The organism is Profundibacter amoris (genome assembly GCF_003544895.1).
Taxonomy (GTDB): domain Bacteria; phylum Pseudomonadota; class Alphaproteobacteria; order Rhodobacterales; family Rhodobacteraceae; genus Profundibacter; species Profundibacter amoris.
Genome location: NZ_CP032125.1, coordinates 1,312,164 through 1,328,827 on the forward strand (window position 1 = coordinate 1,312,164; position 16,664 = coordinate 1,328,827).

Annotated in this window: 11 protein-coding genes; 10 read left to right on the plus strand and 1 reads right to left on the minus strand. The window is 56.3% G+C overall.

The features are described 5' to 3' along the window. Positions 1 to 89: 89 nt before the first annotated feature. The 7 genes from BAR1_RS06575 (at position 90) to BAR1_RS06605 (ending at position 10,641) form a co-directional block, all read left to right on the plus strand. Positions 90 to 1,001 (plus strand): LysR family transcriptional regulator, encoded by a 912-nt coding sequence (locus BAR1_RS06575; RefSeq protein ID WP_118942281.1) that lies wholly within the window; start codon positions 90 to 92, stop codon positions 999 to 1,001. 91 nt (positions 1,002 to 1,092) lie between these two features. Continuing rightward, a complete protein-coding gene (guaB, locus tag BAR1_RS06580; RefSeq protein WP_118942282.1) occupies positions 1,093 to 2,547 on the plus strand; it encodes an IMP dehydrogenase in 1,455 nt (484 codons plus the stop codon). A 92-nt stretch (positions 2,548 to 2,639) separates the two neighbouring features. After that, positions 2,640 to 3,797: an RsmB/NOP family class I SAM-dependent RNA methyltransferase gene (locus BAR1_RS06585; protein WP_118942283.1), complete on the plus strand. Its 1,158-nt coding sequence runs from the start codon at positions 2,640 to 2,642 to the stop codon at positions 3,795 to 3,797. Positions 3,798 to 4,062: 265 nt separating this feature from the next. Then, positions 4,063 to 6,213: an ATP-binding protein gene (locus BAR1_RS06590; RefSeq protein WP_118944376.1), complete on the plus strand. Its 2,151-nt coding sequence runs from the start codon at positions 4,063 to 4,065 to the stop codon at positions 6,211 to 6,213. 276 nt (positions 6,214 to 6,489) lie between these two features. Further along, positions 6,490 to 7,563: a recombinase RecA gene (gene recA / locus BAR1_RS06595; RefSeq protein ID WP_118942284.1), complete on the plus strand. Its 1,074-nt coding sequence runs from the start codon at positions 6,490 to 6,492 to the stop codon at positions 7,561 to 7,563. Positions 7,564 to 7,689: 126 nt separating this feature from the next. After that, positions 7,690 to 10,353 (plus strand): alanine--tRNA ligase, encoded by a 2,664-nt coding sequence (gene alaS / locus BAR1_RS06600; RefSeq protein ID WP_118942285.1) that lies wholly within the window; start codon positions 7,690 to 7,692, stop codon positions 10,351 to 10,353. Positions 10,354 to 10,356: 3 nt separating this feature from the next. Next, positions 10,357 to 10,641 (plus strand): DUF1330 domain-containing protein, encoded by a 285-nt coding sequence (locus tag BAR1_RS06605; RefSeq protein ID WP_118942286.1) that lies wholly within the window; start codon positions 10,357 to 10,359, stop codon positions 10,639 to 10,641. 496 nt (positions 10,642 to 11,137) lie between these two features. Here the strand turns inward: BAR1_RS06605 and BAR1_RS06610 are convergent, their stop codons facing one another. Next, on the minus strand, positions 11,138 to 12,034 hold the full coding sequence (locus BAR1_RS06610) for a peroxidase family protein (RefSeq protein WP_118942287.1): 897 nt from the start codon (positions 12,032 to 12,034) through the stop codon (positions 11,138 to 11,140). Between the two features lie 543 nt (positions 12,035 to 12,577). On the opposite strand from BAR1_RS06610, the gene BAR1_RS06615 reads away from it, so the two are divergent. The 3 genes from BAR1_RS06615 to BAR1_RS06630 are packed head-to-tail and all read left to right on the plus strand — an operon-like array spanning position 12,578 to position 16,663. Then, positions 12,578 to 14,227: a hypothetical protein gene (locus tag BAR1_RS06615; protein WP_162891684.1), complete on the plus strand. Its 1,650-nt coding sequence runs from the start codon at positions 12,578 to 12,580 to the stop codon at positions 14,225 to 14,227. A gap of 25 nt (positions 14,228 to 14,252) precedes the next feature. Beyond that, complete coding sequence (locus BAR1_RS17915; protein ID WP_162891685.1) at positions 14,253 to 15,191, plus strand: phosphatase PAP2 family protein; 939 nt, start codon at positions 14,253 to 14,255, stop codon at positions 15,189 to 15,191. Continuing rightward, positions 15,191 to 16,663 carry a S8 family serine peptidase gene (locus BAR1_RS06630; RefSeq protein ID WP_162891686.1) on the plus strand — a complete coding sequence of 491 codons (1,473 nt, stop codon included), beginning with the start codon at positions 15,191 to 15,193 and terminating at the stop codon, positions 16,661 to 16,663. The genes BAR1_RS17915 and BAR1_RS06630 overlap by 1 nt, the downstream gene beginning before the upstream one ends. The last annotated feature ends 1 nt before the right edge of the window (position 16,664 follow it).

The window sequence follows — 16,664 nt, forward strand, 5'->3', positions numbered from 1 at the left end:
ATCCCGATTTCTGTATTGTTTCTGAATTTGATCGTATAAAACCCCTTATTGTCAGTATTAATCCAAGGATAAACGGGAAAATACAAAATATGCCTTTTGAATATGGAAAGATAAATTGGGACGATATCCGCCTGTTTCTAGCCATCGCCAAAGCGGGAGGCCTGTCAGCGGCGATACCTGAAACCGGGCTTAGTGCACCCACTCTGAACCGGCGAATATCCGAGTTTGAAAGGGCATTAGGAGTGCAACTCTTTGAGCGCAAAGCTAAAGGGTATACATTGACCGGCGCGGGGCAGGATCTTTTGGAACAGGTCGAGCCGATGGCAGAGCACGCGCGCAAGATCGGGTTGTGGCGCGAGGGGCTAGATCCGCGTCCGCGCGTGCGGATTGCCTGTGGCTATTGGACCGGTGTCTATATCGCCCGAAATCTGGCCGCATTGCAGAACAGTATGGATGGTGCTGTGCGTATTGATATTCTTTCGGGCGCCGGTTTCCTTAATCTGTCACGTCGCGAAGCAGATTTGGCGGTGCGCAATGTTCTGCCTTCGCAACAGGGATTGGCACGCCGTCGAATTGGCCGCGTTGATTTTGCGCTCTATGCAGCCCCGACATATCTGGACTCCCATCCAGACGCGCGAACACCCCAACGCGCGAAAACTTGCGATTGGGTGGTGCCAACCCCTGCGGCGGCGACCGGTGTTTCTGCGCGTTGGCTATCGCAGCATCTGGAACGACCCGCTTCTATAACCTGCGACACGCCGCACGCTTTGCTTGAGTCGGCCTGCGCTGGCGCCGGTCTGTGTGTGTTGCCCTGTTTCGTGGGAGAAGGGGATGTGCGATTGCAACGGTGCTCGGAAACCATCGAAGGATTGGGTCACACCCAGTGGTTGGTCAGCCATGATATCAGCCGCAAAGAACGCCCGATCAGACGTGTGGCGGCGGCACTATATGATCTGTTTGCGCGGGATTTGGCGCTGTTTATGGCACCAGATACAGTGTGAAGTTCAGGATATTCCACAATCAGGGCTTCCCACCGCGCGCAATCCATGCAATAGGGACGCGTCAAATGATGCTTTAGCAAGGAGGCTCCCCATGGAGATTCGCGAAGCCCTTTCGTTTGACGATGTTCTGCTGGTTCCGGCCGCGTCAAACGTGCTGCCTTCCACCGCCGACACGTCCACACAAGTGACCAAAACCATCCGTCTGAATATCCCGTTGCTCAGTTCCGCCATGGACACTGTGACCGAGGCCAAAATGGCCATTGCCATGGCGCAGGTGGGTGGCATGGGCGTGATCCACCGCAATCTGGATATCGAGGAGCAGGCGACAGAAGTGCGCCGTGTGAAACGGTTTGAAAGCGGCGTGGTCTACAACCCGATCACCCTGACCCCTGATCAGACCCTGGCCGATGCCAAGGCCTTGCAGGACCGATACCGCGTCACCGGTTTTCCGGTGGTGGATGAAACGGGCCGCGTGGTTGGGATTGTCACCAACCGCGACATGCGTTTCGCCACCGACGAAAAAACCCCGATTTCCGCGATGATGAGTTCGGACAATCTGGCACTGCTGCACGAACCTGCCGATCTGCACGAGGCCCGCAGCCTGATGCAGGCCCGCCGGATTGAAAAGCTGTTGATCACCGACGGGCAGGGCAAGCTGACCGGACTGATGACGCTGAAGGATCTGGAGCAGGCGGTGCTGAACCCGCAGGCCTGCAAGGATGATCTGGGGCGCCTGCGTGTGGCTGCCGCCAGCACCGTGGGTGATGCCGGTTTCGAGCGCACCAAAGCACTGGTCGAGGCTGGCGTGGACATGGTGGTGATCGACACGGCGCATGGTCATTCAGAAGGGGTGGCTGTGGCGGTGGAACGGGCCAAAACCCTGTCCAATGACGTGCAGATCGTGGCGGGCAATGTGGCCACCGCCAGTGCAACCAAAGCCTTGATTGCCGCCGGCGCGGATGCGGTCAAGGTCGGCATTGGTCCCGGGTCAATCTGCACCACGCGGATCGTCGCTGGTGTGGGGGTGCCGCAACTGACCGCGATCATGGACAGCGCGCGTGGAGCAGCTGAGTCCGGCACGCCGATCATTGCTGATGGCGGCATCAAGTTTTCCGGCGATTTTGCCAAGGCGGTTGCCGCCGGTGCCCATTGCGCCATGGTGGGCAGCATGGTGGCCGGCACGGATGAATCCCCCGGAGAAGTCATTCTATATCAGGGCCGTAGCTTCAAAAGCTACCGTGGCATGGGCAGCCTTGGCGCGATGGCGCGGGGCTCGGCGGATCGCTATTTCCAGAAGGACGCGGCGACAGATAAACTGGTGCCCGAAGGGATCGAGGGGCAGGTGCCTTACAAAGGGTCTGCCGGTGCGGTGATCCATCAGCTGGTTGGCGGATTGCGGGCGGCCATGGGCTATACCGGCTGCGCCACGGTGGACGAGATGCGCACCAAGGCCGAGTTTGTCAAGATCACTGGTGCTGGGCTGAAGGAAAGCCATGTGCATGACGTCCAGATCACCCGCGAAAGCCCGAATTACCGGATGTCGTAGGGCGGGGTTCACCCCCACCGTTCGAATCGAGGCACAGAAAATTGTTGAAACCAGCGGCGGGGTGAACCCCGCCTTACGAATGGAACGACCCTATGACCCCAGCCGCCCGCCTTTCCGCCGCCATTGAAATTCTTGGCCATATTCTGGACGGGGACGCTGCCGAAAAGGCCCTGACCAACTGGGCACGTGGTTCGCGCTATGCCGGCTCCAAGGATCGCGCGGCGGTGCGGGATCATGTGTTCGGCGCGCTGCGTTGCAAGCGCTCGTTCACCACGCTTGGCGGGGCGCAAACAGGGCGTGGTATTGTGCTGGGCATGCTGCGTGCCCAAGGTGTAAATCCGGATGAAATGTTCACAGGTATCGGCCACGCGCCCACGCCTTTGACCGATGAAGAACGGGCGCAGGGGGACACACCCGAGGGCAATGCCGCGCTGGACATCCCCGACTGGATCGCCCCGCAACTGGCCGCCAGTCTGGGCGATGATTTCACCGCCGTCTGTCATGCGCTGCAAAAACGCGCACCGGTGTTTCTGCGGGTTAACACGTTAAAAACAAACCTGAAACAGGCCGCCATTGATCTGGCGGGGGAAAACATCCAGACCACCCCGCACCCCCTGTCCCCGACCGCGCTCGAGGTCACTGAAAACCCGCGCCGCGTGCATCTGAGTGCGCCCTATAATGACGGGCGGGTCGAGCTACAGGACGCCGCCTCGCAAGCGGTGGTCGATCTGTTGCCGCTGCGCCCCGACATGCGGGTTCTGGACTATTGCGCCGGTGGCGGTGGCAAGGTGCTGGCAATGGCCGCACGCGCCTCTGCCAGCTATTTCGCCCATGATGCCAACCCGCAACGGATGAAAGACCTGCCTGATCGCGCGGAACGTGCCGGAGCATCCGTGACACTATTTGAACCGGAAGACGTGGCCGCTAGCGGCCCCTATGATCTGGTGCTGTGCGACGTGCCATGTTCCGGCAGTGGCGCGTGGCGGCGCTCGCCTGCGGGGAAATGGGAGTTCAAGCCGGAAAAGCTGGACCAGTTGCGCGAAATTCAGGCCGAAATCCTGACCAAAGCCGCCGGTTTGGTCGCGCCAAACGGGGTGCTGGCCTATACCACCTGTTCGCTGCTGGACGCGGAAAACAGTGAACAGATTGAAGCGTTTACAACCGGTAGCGACTGGAAATGCACCAGCCAGACCCGCTTTACCCCGCTGGACGGTGGCGACGGATTTTTCTGCGCTCTCTTGACGCGGTAGGAAAACCGGACATAATCAACCCAAAGTAGCGGCTCTCCGCTTTTCTGATTCAAGCTTAACGCATGCTTAAGACCTTGTGTTGGAAATTAAGAGTCCACGAATCAATCAGCGGGGGCTTTCGGTGGCTCACACGGCGCAAACGCCTGAAATTCAAATCCGCAAAGCGGGTATTACCACAGGCAGGGTGATTTACCTTGGCCTGATAGGGGCTGTGCTCATTGCGGTTGCATTTTTTGTGCCAGATCCGGCGACGGGTCTGGTTCTGATGGCCGCCGGGCTGACGCTCGGGTTTGTCGGGCTTGCCGTGACGGGATGGACCTATTGGAGAAACCGTGTGCAAAAGGCAGATATTGCCACTCTGGCAGGTATTGTCGGCAATGATGCCTCGCCCTGTTTTGTCACCGACCAGGACGATGAAATCATATATTTCAATCGTGCGGCAACAGACCGGTTTTCAGCCGTAACCGGCAGGCCCTTGTCTTATGTGTTGCGCTATATGGTGGCCAATCCGTCCGCCATGCTTTTTCGTTTGCAAAACAAGGCACAAGCCCTTGGTGCCGCGCAGGAAGATATTGTAACGCGCGACGGAATGCTTGGGCTTATGGTGCACCAGATATCCGGTGACCGCTATCTTTGGCGGCTGGACGCGGAACAAACGGGGCAGGGGCGTGGTGATATCGGCCTGCCGATGCTGACGGTTTCCAAATCGGGAACGGTTCTGTTTATGAACGATATCCTGTGCAGCTTGCTGGGCGGGCGCATGGAAACGCTTGAGGCTGTGTTTAACGACCTGCCTTTGGTCAGCGGTCAGGAACACCAGATTGCGGGTAAGGATGGGCCGATCCGGGTGCTGGTGGCGGAACTGGAAGTGGCCTCGGACCGGCGCGAGATTTATTTGCTGCCAGGTGTTTCGGATGGGCAAAACTGCAATGGCTGGCAGTTTTTTGATGAACTGCCGATTCCGATGATCAAGATATCGACCGACGCCAAAGTTGTTCAGGCCAACCGCTTGGCGCGTAAATTGCTGAATGATCCGATGTCCGGCGCCACAGAATTGGGAGATCTGGTCGAGGGGCTGGGACGCTCGATTTCCGACTGGATTGCGGATGCGATTGCCGGACGAGGCTTGTCGCGCTCCGAGGTGTTGCAGGCGCGCAAGACGGATAAAGAAGTGTATTTGCAAGTCAGCCTGAGCCGGATCGAGGAAAATGGCAATCCGGTACTGATTGCGGTGCTGAATGACGCGACCGAGTTGAAAACCCTCGAGGCGCAATTCGTGCAAAGCCAGAAAATGCAGGCAATCGGCCAGTTGGCGGGGGGGGTGGCCCATGATTTCAACAATCTGCTGACGGCGATTTCCGGCCATTGTGATTTGCTGTTGCTGCGGCATGATCAGGGGGATCCGGATTATGGCGACCTGATGCAGATCAACCAGAACGCCAACCGTGCCGCCAGTCTGGTTGGCCAGTTGCTTGCCTTTTCGCGCAAACAGAATCTGCAACCCGAGGTCCTTGATCTGCGGGATACATTGTCGGATCTGACCCATCTGTTGAACCGGTTGGTCGGGGAAAAGGTGATGCTCTCTCTGTCGCATGATCCGGGTCTGCGCCCGATCCGTGCCGACAAACGCCAGTTGGAACAGGTTTTGATGAATCTGGTGGTGAATGCCCGCGATGCGATGCCGGAAGGTGGCGAAATCCGGATCGAGACCGAAGGCGTGACTTTGCCCCATGATATGGAGCGCGATCGGGCACGGGTCATTGCCGGTGATTATGTGGTTGTGAAAGTCAGCGATGTGGGGATCGGGATATCTCCGGACAAGATCCACAAGATATTCGAGCCGTTTTACACCACCAAACGGGTTGGCGAAGGCACCGGGCTGGGGCTGTCCACGGTGTATGGCATTGTGAAACAGTCCGGCGGTTTTGTGTTTGTTGACAGTGTTCCGGGGAAGGGCACCTGCTTTTCGCTGTATTTCCCAGCCTATGACAAACACGAACTGGCTGGGCAAGATACGGGCTCGCAAAAAGCGAAACCCAAAACCAAGCAAGGCGAGGGGATCATTCTTCTTGTCGAGGACGAAGCCCCTGTGCGGGCCTTTGCGTCACGCGCATTGCGATTGCGGGGATATACGGTTCTGGAAGCGGAAAACGCCGAAGAGGCGTTAAAAACGCTCGAGGACGAAGGGTTGAAGATCGACGTCTTTGTAACCGATGTCATCATGCCCGGAATGGACGGGCCAAGCTGGGTTCGCAAAGCGCTGGAAAAACGACCGGACGTCAAGGTGGTGTTCGTGTCGGGGTATGCGGAAGAAGATGTTGTCGATCACCAGTCAAAAATTCCCAATTCGGTATTCCTGCCGAAACCTTTTTCTTTGGGTGATCTAACCGCAACGGTGCAAAAACAGCTTCATTAGCGGCCCTGCGGTGCGGTGTTCGGGGGCTGGCCTGTTGAAGGGTTCAGTTTTCGATGTCCAGAAAATCATGTTGATGTAATGGGTTGCCGGATAAAGCTAAGGCGAAAATCCATTAACTTATCGCGGGTAATCACTTTTTAACCATTTTATATAAAATTGTAATTATGAAAAATGGGATTGCAATGTTCTCTTTTTACCCCCATAAGAAATGAGAACATGATAGGAACATTTACGGATTGCTGCGCTTGCGTGGTTATGAAATAAGGGACGGGAACAATGGCAACGGCAGATTTATTGAAAATGGCAGACAAGCGCGACACCGACAAACAAAAGGCGCTGGATTCAGCGCTGGCCCAGATTGAACGCCAATTTGGCAAAGGCTCGATCATGAAACTGGGTCAGGAGGGCGCGGTTCAGGAAATCGAGGCCACCTCGACGGGTTCACTGGGGCTTGATATTGCCCTTGGGATTGGCGGCATTCCCAAAGGGCGGGTGGTCGAAATCTATGGGCCGGAATCTTCGGGCAAAACCACCTTAACTTTGCATTGCATTGCCGAAGCCCAGAAAAAGGGCGGGGTTTGCGCTTTCGTTGATGCGGAACATGCGCTGGACCCGCTTTATGCAAAAAACCTGGGTGTGAACACGGATGAATTGCTGATCTCACAACCAGATACGGGTGAGCAGGCGCTGGAAATCACCGACACGCTGGTGCGTTCAGGGGCCGTTAGCATGGTGGTGGTCGATTCAGTTGCCGCGCTGACACCCAAATCCGAACTGGAAGGCGACATGGGCGATGCCAGTGTTGGCGTCCATGCCCGCTTGATGAGCCAGGCGATGCGTAAACTGACCAGCTCGATCTCGCGATCCGGTTGCACGGTTATTTTCATCAACCAGATCCGCATGAAAATCGGCGTGATGTTCGGCAGCCCCGAAACCACGACGGGCGGCAATGCGCTGAAATTCTATTCCTCGGTGCGTCTGGATATCCGCCGGATTGGCGCCCTGAAGGACCGTGATGAAATTGTTGGCAACGCCACCCGCGTGAAAGTTGTTAAAAACAAGGTGGCACCGCCGTTCAAACAGGTAGAATTCGACATCATGTATGGCGAAGGCATCTCCAAGATGGGCGAATTGCTGGACCTCGGGGTGAAAGCCGGCATCGTTGACAAATCCGGTTCCTGGTATTCCTACGGGGATGAGCGCATCGGGCAGGGGCGCGAAAATGCCAAGACCTATCTGAAAGAACACCAGCGCATCGCCTATGAGATCGAGGATAAAATCCGCGCCGCCCATGGGCTTGATTTCGAGATGCCGGAAATTTCCGAAGACGGGGACGTTCTGGAAGCGTGAGTTAACGCAAGATTTACGAACAGGGCCGCGGGCAAATTGCCTTTGCGGCCCTTTCTTACGGTGGACAGGCGTGGCGGGGGGCGATAAACGGGTTTGACCCGACCTTCAGCCCAAAAAGAGCCTGATATGCGAAGCCTGAATGATATCCGAAGCACATTTCTGAACTACTATGGAAAGCAGGGGCACGAGATCGTGCCAAGCTCGCCCCTGGTTCCGCGCAATGACCCGACGTTGATGTTTGCCAATTCGGGCATGGTGCAGTTCAAAAACCTGTTCACCGGCGTTGAAACCCGCGAGTACAAACGCGCAGCCTCGGCGCAGAAATGCGTGCGGGCGGGCGGCAAACACAACGATCTGGACAATGTTGGCTATACCGCGCGGCATCATACGTTTTTCGAAATGCTGGGCAATTTTTCCTTTGGGGATTATTTCAAGGACGAGGCCATTGCCTTTGCCTGGGAATTGATCACCAAGGAGCTGGAAATTCCGGCCGAAAAACTGCTGGTGACGGTCTATCACACCGATGACGAGGCGGCGGCAATCTGGAAAAAGGTTGCGGGTATTTCCGACGACAAGATTATCCGCATTCCAACCAGCGACAATTTCTGGTCGATGGGGGCAACCGGCCCCTGTGGCCCGTGCTCCGAGATTTTCTATGATCACGGCGACCACATCTGGGGTGGCCCACCCGGCACGCCTGAGGAAGATGGCGACCGGTTCGTTGAAATCTGGAATCTGGTGTTCATGCAATATGAACAACACGAGGATGGCAGCCGCACCGATCTGCCGAACCAGTCGATCGACACCGGCATGGGGATCGAGCGGGTGGCGGCGCTGTTGCAGGGCACCAATGACAACTATGCAACCGACCTGATGCGCAGCCTGATTGAGGCAAGCGCGCACGCAACTTCGACCGATCCGGACGGGCCGGGCAAGACGCATCATCGGGTGATTGCAGACCATCTGCGCTCGACGTCCTTCCTGCTGGCGGACGGGGTGATGCCCAGCAATGACGGACGGGGCTATGTGCTGCGCCGGATCATGCGCCGGGCAATGCGGCATGCGCATTTGCTGGGGGCGAAGGATCCGCTGATGTATAAACTGGTGCCGGAACTAGTGAAACAGATGGGCGCGGCCTATCCGGAACTGGGGCAGGCGCAGGCCTTGATCGAGGAAACCCTGCATCAGGAAGAAACCCGTTTCAAACAGACGCTTGACCGTGGTCTAAAGCTGTTGGATGACGAATTGGCGGCCCTGCCCGAAGGGGCGGATTTGCCTGGCGAGGCAGCGTTCAAACTGTATGACACCTATGGATTCCCGCTGGATCTGACGCAGGATGCCCTGCGCGAAAAGGGCCGCGCGGTGGATACCGACGGGTTTGACGCAGCAATGCAGGCGCAAAAGGAAAAGGCGCGCGCGGCCTGGGCCGGTACCGGCGAGTCGGCGGATGCCGCGATCTGGTTCGATCTGGCACAGGAGCATGGCGCGACCGAGTTTCTGGGCTATGACACCGAGGTCGCCGAGGGGCAGATTTTGGCGCTGGTGCAGGATGGCAAGCCGGTGCAATCGGCCAAGGCTGGGGAACAGGTGCAGATCGTGCTGAACCAGACCCCGTTCTATGCCGAAAGTGGCGGGCAGGTTGGCGACAGCGGTGTGCTGAAGGTCGATGGCGGCGCAGCACAGATCACCGACACCAAAAAGACCGCGGATGTGTTCATCCATATTGCCGAAGTGTCCGAGGGCGAGTTGCGCGTCGGGCAGGGGGCTGAACTGGAAGTGGATCACGCGCGGCGCGGGGCCATTCGGGCCAACCACTCGGCCACGCATCTGTTGCACGAGGCCTTGCGGCAGGCGTTGGGGGATCATGTGGCGCAGCGTGGGTCGCTGAATGCGGCTGACCGGCTGCGGTTCGATTTCTCGCACGGCAAGGCGCTGACAGAGGAACAGTTGCAATCGGTCGAGGCCGAGGTGAACGAGTATATCCGCCAGAACACGGCTGTTGAAACCCGGATCATGACACCGGATGACGCGCGCGGGTTGGGGGCGCAGGCGCTGTTTGGCGAAAAATACGGCGACGAGGTGCGCGTGGTGTCGATGGGCACCCAGACGGGCAGCGGCAAGGGCGCCGATAAAGACACCTATTCGCTGGAGCTGTGCGGCGGCACCCATGTGAAACAGACCGGCGATATCGGGCTGTTTGCGCTGTTGGGCGATAGCGCGTCTTCGGCCGGTGTGCGGCGGATCGAGGCGCTGACCGGGGCTGCGGCGCTGGACTATCTGGCCGGCAAAGAACGGGCCTTGGCCGAGGTTGCAGGTTTGCTCAAGGCGCAGGCGTCCGAAGTTGGCACGCGCGTCAAGGCATTGCTGGACGAGCGCAAGGCGTTGCAAAACGAAGTGGCGCAGTTGCGGCGCGAGTTGGCGATGGCCGGTGGCGCGGGTCAGGGCGGCGCGCAGGATGTTAAGGAAATCAACGGTATCAAATTTATCGCGCAGGTGTTGAGCGGTGTCAGCGGCAAGGATTTGCGCGCGCTGATTGACGAGCACAAGGCCAGGATAGGGTCGGGTGCGGTTCTGTTAATCGCTGATACCGGCGGTAAGGCTGCTGTGGCGGCAGGGGTTAGCGATGATCTGACCGACCGCATTTCGGCGGTGGATATCGTCAAGGTGGCGGTTGCGGCATTGGGCGGGATCGGTGGCGGCGGCCGCCCCGATATGGCGCAAGGCGGTGGCAAGGATGTTGAAAACGCCGAGGCCGCGATCAAGGCGGCAGAAGAAATTTTGGAGGGATAGTGAATGGTTGCTTATGCGATGGTGCACATAGATGTGAACGACGCCGAAAAATATGCGAAATATGCAGAGCTGGCGGGGCCGGCGGTTGCGAAATACGGCGGCGAGTTTTTGGCCCGCGGCGGCGAGTGTTTCCACATGGAGGGCAAAGGCCGGTCGCGCAATGTGATTATCCGGTTCAAGGATATGGAAACGGCAAAATCGTTCTACCATTCGCCGGAATACCAAGAGGCGCTTTCCTATGGCTTGCCTGCGGCGGATCGCGAATATACCTTTGTCGAAGGTGTGTAACGTCGTTTGAAAACTCTGAACGGGGCCTTTGTGGCCCCGTTTATTTTGTTGCTGCACTGATTCACAGTTGCCGGGCATCAAAAACCTAAGGGAAAAGCGCGGATTCCCGTTGGAATAGGCAAGAACATTCCCTAACGTAAACAAAATCAAGAAAAACCGGAAAAATACCGTGAATTTTTCGTGTATCTGCAAGGATTCCCGAATTCACGCTCGGTCGGTTTTCAGGCTTGTGCTATCTATAGTGTACTGAATAGTCGGATCGGAATTTGATCCAGAAATTTATTGAACGGTTAAGATAAGCACAAGTTTTTTAAGCATTATTTTATAATTTGCGATACGTTAAATGCCAAAGTAATTACCTCCCTGTCGGCGGCGCCGGATACCGAATTCCTGACTAGCAGCAGGAACCGGTTCTGGCGTATCCTTCATGGAAAAGCGTGAAAATTCCACCTAAACCGAGTATCGGATACACCGGAATTTGCCCGTTATTTACACGTTATAATGCCAGCAGTTTTTCGAGCGTATCTACCGGACATTTCAGGCTCCCGTCATCTGGTGACCAGCGGCCGGCGTCGCTTCCGGCTTGATGCCAATAGGTGTCGGGGTCGGAAATCAGCATGCCGATAATGGTGTCACATAGAATATAACTGCCAAGCGAACCAATCAAACACCGTCCATCCTGCAGTTCCATTTCGTTAACCAGAAACACCCAGATCGGCATTTTCGCGGTGTTCATATGCAGCTGTGGCTGGGCCAGCACGATGCCGGTGCGTTTGAATATGTCTTGAATGGCATCCTGTGCAGACGGGAAGCTGTGCAGGTTCAAATCATAAATCAGCGACATCGGGGATGGCTTATCTTTCAGAGTGCCATGACATAGATACAAAGCGAGCGGGACCGTCAGGAAAATGAATTCTTTTGGATAGGTTTGTTCACGGCTGCTCTCCAACGCATTTTGACGTTTGAATTCGGAGTATAGCGGTGCTTTGGAATTCAAAATTTCGGTTTGCAGGTTTTCGTCGATCATGCCGGGTAAAACCAGATTCATCAGCATCCATTGGTAATGATAATGGGCCTCTGTCGTGGCGCGGGCAATCGCGGCTTTGCGCGTTTGACCTGCGGATTGGAATACCACGACCAGCATATCAAACAATTTCTGAAAGGCATGTTCAACCCTGCTTGTTTCAGGGTTGTTTGCCTGCTGGATATCGTCGTCGATCCGGGCAATCCAGTCGGGTGCAAAGATATGGTCCCCGCCATCCGGGGGGCTTGTGTGGATCGTTGTTGTGAAATTCTTAAAGAACAACTGCCCCAGTACCAGCGCGAAATCGGTGCCCTCCTTTTCAGAGGGCAGGGCCGCCAGCAGGCTGCTGGTTGTTTGTTCCTCGAGCATTCTTGTGTCGGTTTCCGGGACGGTCAAATGTTTGATATTCTGGAATAAAGACGCTGTATTCAATTTGTTTGCACTGCATAATAAGGAGAGCATGATCATTTATTATCACTTTGCTATCTATGGATTAAATGATGAGAGTGGTTGTTTTCGGTAGCAAGATATCGACAGTTTCACCCGCCTGCGCCAACCGTGCGCCTATTTATCGTGAATATATCGTGAATAATGGCGTGATCTGAAAAAACGCCGTTAACTTTTACAAAAAGCTGTCATTTCATTTCGGGATTACGTTACGGCAATTAATTTTAAACTATCGTTATCGCTTATATTTTGGAGGCACTGGGAATGAAACGCATCGGTCTCGACGAGACAGTTGATACATGTACATCAAAGACCCTTTCGCATGTTTCCGATGCAGCAGGGGGCGTACCCAATAGGGCGTCAAATCCGGGAAAGTTTACAGGTTTGGGCCAATGTGTTAACAATAAGTTAACAAATTATCCCAATACCAAAACGCCGAACAAACATGAAAAAACCCTATCAGATATGGACGAAACAACTGTCGACTCCACTTACAAACTGAATATATGCGGCAGCTTTCGGGTGGTTTCGCCCAACGGTGAGCGACTGGAAGTCGTCAGTAAGAAAGCGCGCGCAATTTTGGCGATACTGGCGCTTTCCCCCAATCTGGAGCGGCAACGCGGCTGGTTGATGGACCGGTTATGGGGCAGCCGTGAAAAATGCCAGGCCCAGGCAAGCCTGCGGCACGAGCTTTCGACCTTGCGCAAGATATTCGGACCACCGGACACCAGCCCGATCGAGATCAGGCGTGACTGTGTGCGCTTGATCAAGGACCGGATCCATGTTGATGCCCTGGAAGGCGACGCGGACGGTGAATTGCTGGAAGGGATCGATATTGTTGGCGAAGACGGGTTCGAGGACTGGCTACGCACGGCCCGTTCCGCGACCATGCAACCGGCGCACCGTAATCCGCTGCTGCACAGGTTGTCCGGCGCCATTGCCCCGTGTCATACGATCAAGATCGGGTTGCAAAATGTCATGACAGCCCCCGAAGACATGCGGGCCGCGACCACCGGAAATATATTGCTGGGAAAAATCACCCATTTCTTCATGGAATTCGGCGGTTTCGAGGTGGTCGATTTACGCGGCCCTGACCAGAATACCGCGCCCTGCGTGATACCGGATGTGTATTTGCAGCTGTTTGCCCAAAGCAATGATTTGCGGGTGGAAATATCGCTCAACCTGTTGCGGTCCTCGGACAAATCGATCATCTGGTCGCAGGTCCGGCACATTCCGGTCACCGAGCAGGGCAATATTACCGACTGGAGTCTGGCAAACGAATTGTCCGACCAGATATTCACCAAACTGGCCGCCCAGCCCGAGCAATTCTCGACCGAGCCACATCTGGCCGCGGCATTGGCGGTTCAGGGGATCAACAGCATGTTTTCCCTGACCGCGCGAAATCTGGATTTGTCGGACAAAAGCTTTGCCCTGGCGTGTGATTTGAATGAAAGCTCCAGTATTCTGGCGTGGCGGGCCTATCTGGGTGCCCACTGGATGGAAGAACAGGACAGTTGCGAGCGCGAGGATATTCTGGCGCGCACATATGAATACGCGGAACGGGCACTGGCGCTGGATCCTTATAACGGTCTGACGCTTTCGCTTTTGTCCTTTGTATCCGCCTTTGTTTTTCGCGATTTCGAGCAGGCAACCGAGCTGATTGACCGGGCGCATATGGTTCAGTCCGATCACGTCATGACCCATGATGCGCAGGCATTGTTATTGCTGTACAAGGGCGATCTGGTGGCGGCGCGAAAATCGGCGATGAAGGCCGCCATGCTGGGGCGGTTTTTGCCGCATCGCTATGCGTTTGTCACCACCCTGTGCATGATCGACACCCTGAACGGAGATTACCGCTCGGGCATTCGAAATGGCAATCTGGCCCTGTCATTACAGCCGAAAAATACCGGCAAATACTATCCGCCCACCCTGCGCTATCTTGGGGCCTGTTACGCACAAATGGGGCAGATCGGGCGGGCACGCGAAACCTTCGGACAGCTTGCGCGGGTCGAGCCGCATCTGTCCTCGGCCATTATCGGCACGCAGGAATATCCTGTCCCGTCTGCACAGGCGGCCAATGTGATCGGCAACAGCCTGCTGCTGTGCGATTTGTAAATGCTATTATTTAAGGAATATGATTATGCCAGATACTATTGTGTATCCAAAATTTTCCGACTCAATCAGTGGTAATTTGCTGGTCTACAGAAACAGCAAACTGGTCCATGTGGAACCGGGGGGGCAGTCGCAACTTGTCAGCACTTTTGGCACCGGATCGGGCGAGGGGGCGGGGGCGGCGGCAAGCGGTTCCGGTGCGCTTAGCCGGTCCAGATCGCGCAGCCGGTCCCGCAGCCGCAGCCGCTCAAGATCACGCAGCCGGTCGCGGTCGCGCAGCAATGTAGCGGCAGCCGGCGGTGGTGCACCGTTACAGAACTGGTATGAATTTCGCGAGTTGTTCTGGGCGCAACTGCCAGAAGAACTGAAAGCAAAGCGGTTTGCCTGGGAAAACCTGCCATTGCCGGCCCCGCCGGATCAGGATGAAACATTTACCAAAGAGATCAGACATTTACATAAATACCAAAAGCGCCTGATGAAAGACCCTTTGCGCCAGTCCGAAATCATGGATCAGGCCACGACCGAAGATATCAGCGATATTTTGCGGCCGATGGGGATTGAAGAACTGGGCGGCTATGGGGCCACAGAAACCCTGATCCGGACAATCATCGACGTCGCGGGGGTGGTCGGGTTTCATTACAAGGACAAATTCAGCCGCACACGGCCAAACCTGATTGATCCGACATTGCGCCCCTTTGTCGGCAATCCGCCGCATAATGCCTATCCGTCAAACCACACATTCCAGATGTATTCTGTCGCCGAGGTTCTGTCGCGCATGGTACCCGAAGTCGGGGCGATGCCGGAGTTGTTCTTTGTCGCGCAACGGGTGGGGGAAAACCGCGAATATGCCGGCATCCATTATCCGTCGGACACTGACGCAGGGCGATTGCTGGCCAAATGGTTCTGCCCCTACATGATCGAATTATGCCGCGAACAGGTGTTCGCCGCGATGCAGGAGTGGATATAATGCCGGACATTGATCTGAACCGTGACAGCGAATACGCCCATTACCTATGGCACCTGCATGATGCGGGCGTCATCACCCTTGAACTGGCCGATGGTGGCGATCTGCCCCGTTACGAGGTCAGCGGCAGTGTCTGGGATGATCTGTATGATGATGCGGTTGATCCGTCGCTTGTGGCGATGATCGACAACGGCTGTTCATCACAACACCCGTATTTGCCGCCTGCGGGGGATGCGGGCGGCATGGTCGAGGGCATTGACTTTGCCACCCATGATTTCGGGGCGATCATCCGGCCTTTGGGGGCTGCGGAAAACCCGCAAGATTGCACAACAGACCGCGAAGGCCGCCGGAACCATTTTGATGCGGCCAATACGGCCGATCCCCAATTCTGGCAGCGTATTAATGATTTTGATCAGGCCACTGATATCCCGGGGGTAAGTGACATCATTGATGCGCTTGAAATATCCGCCGGTGTTGTCCGCTCGGTCACCACCTATGCGGATGATCTGCCAACACATGGCACATTGCTGGCCGGTGTTGTGGGGGGGCGCGCGCCTGCCGTGATGCCCGAAGAATGCGCCGAGGCCATTGCCTATTTCGGCGCCGATCCCCGGTGCCGTCTTTTGCCGCTGAACACCAGTTTTCGGCCCGAATTCATCGGGCTGATCCATGCGCTGCTTTATGCGGTTGGCATGGGGGCAGATGTCATCTGCATCCCGCGCGCGATTTATATGCCAACGGCCAAAGGCAACAAGGTCGATCCACATCGCCCCAAAGACAAACGCGCCTCGCGGATTGATACCGATCCTGTGCTGAAACAACAGGCCGCCATATTCGAGGCCCTGTTGCTGGAAATAGCCGCGCGGGTTCCGGTGATCGTTGCCGCAGGCAATAACGGGTTCAAAAGTGAAACGGTCTATCCGGCGTCGCTGGCCGGTCCTGACAATGCGCTGATCTCGGTCGGGGCAATCAACGGCAAACGCAAGTTCAGTTCCTATACCAACACAAGGAATGTGACGGTCTATGCCCCCAGCGACGATGCGCCGGTCTGGACCCGCAGGGAACTGCGCCTTGATCCAAAGGGGCGCACCATGCACGACCATGAGGTAACACAGGCTGAATCCGAGCCAGAGGAGGCAGGCGATTATTCCACATGGGGTGTCCTGTCGACAGATGTGCCCGGTGCCTTCGGGGCCGAAGATGGCGGCGTGTCAACGATCGAGGAAACGGGTTATGACTCTTTGATTATGCAGCGTTCGCAGTTTGCCTCGTTCGGGGGCACATCGGCGGCCAGCGGGATTGTGGCCGGTGTCGTATCCCTGCTTCAGGCAAAGCGGCGCAAGGAAGGGCAGGCGCCGATGACCGGTACGGAAATGAAGCTGCATTTGCAAACCAACTGCCCCGATCTGGCGATCGGGCTGGATGGTGCCACGGTCAAACGGATTGATGCCGACAGCTGCCTGCAAGCGATATAGG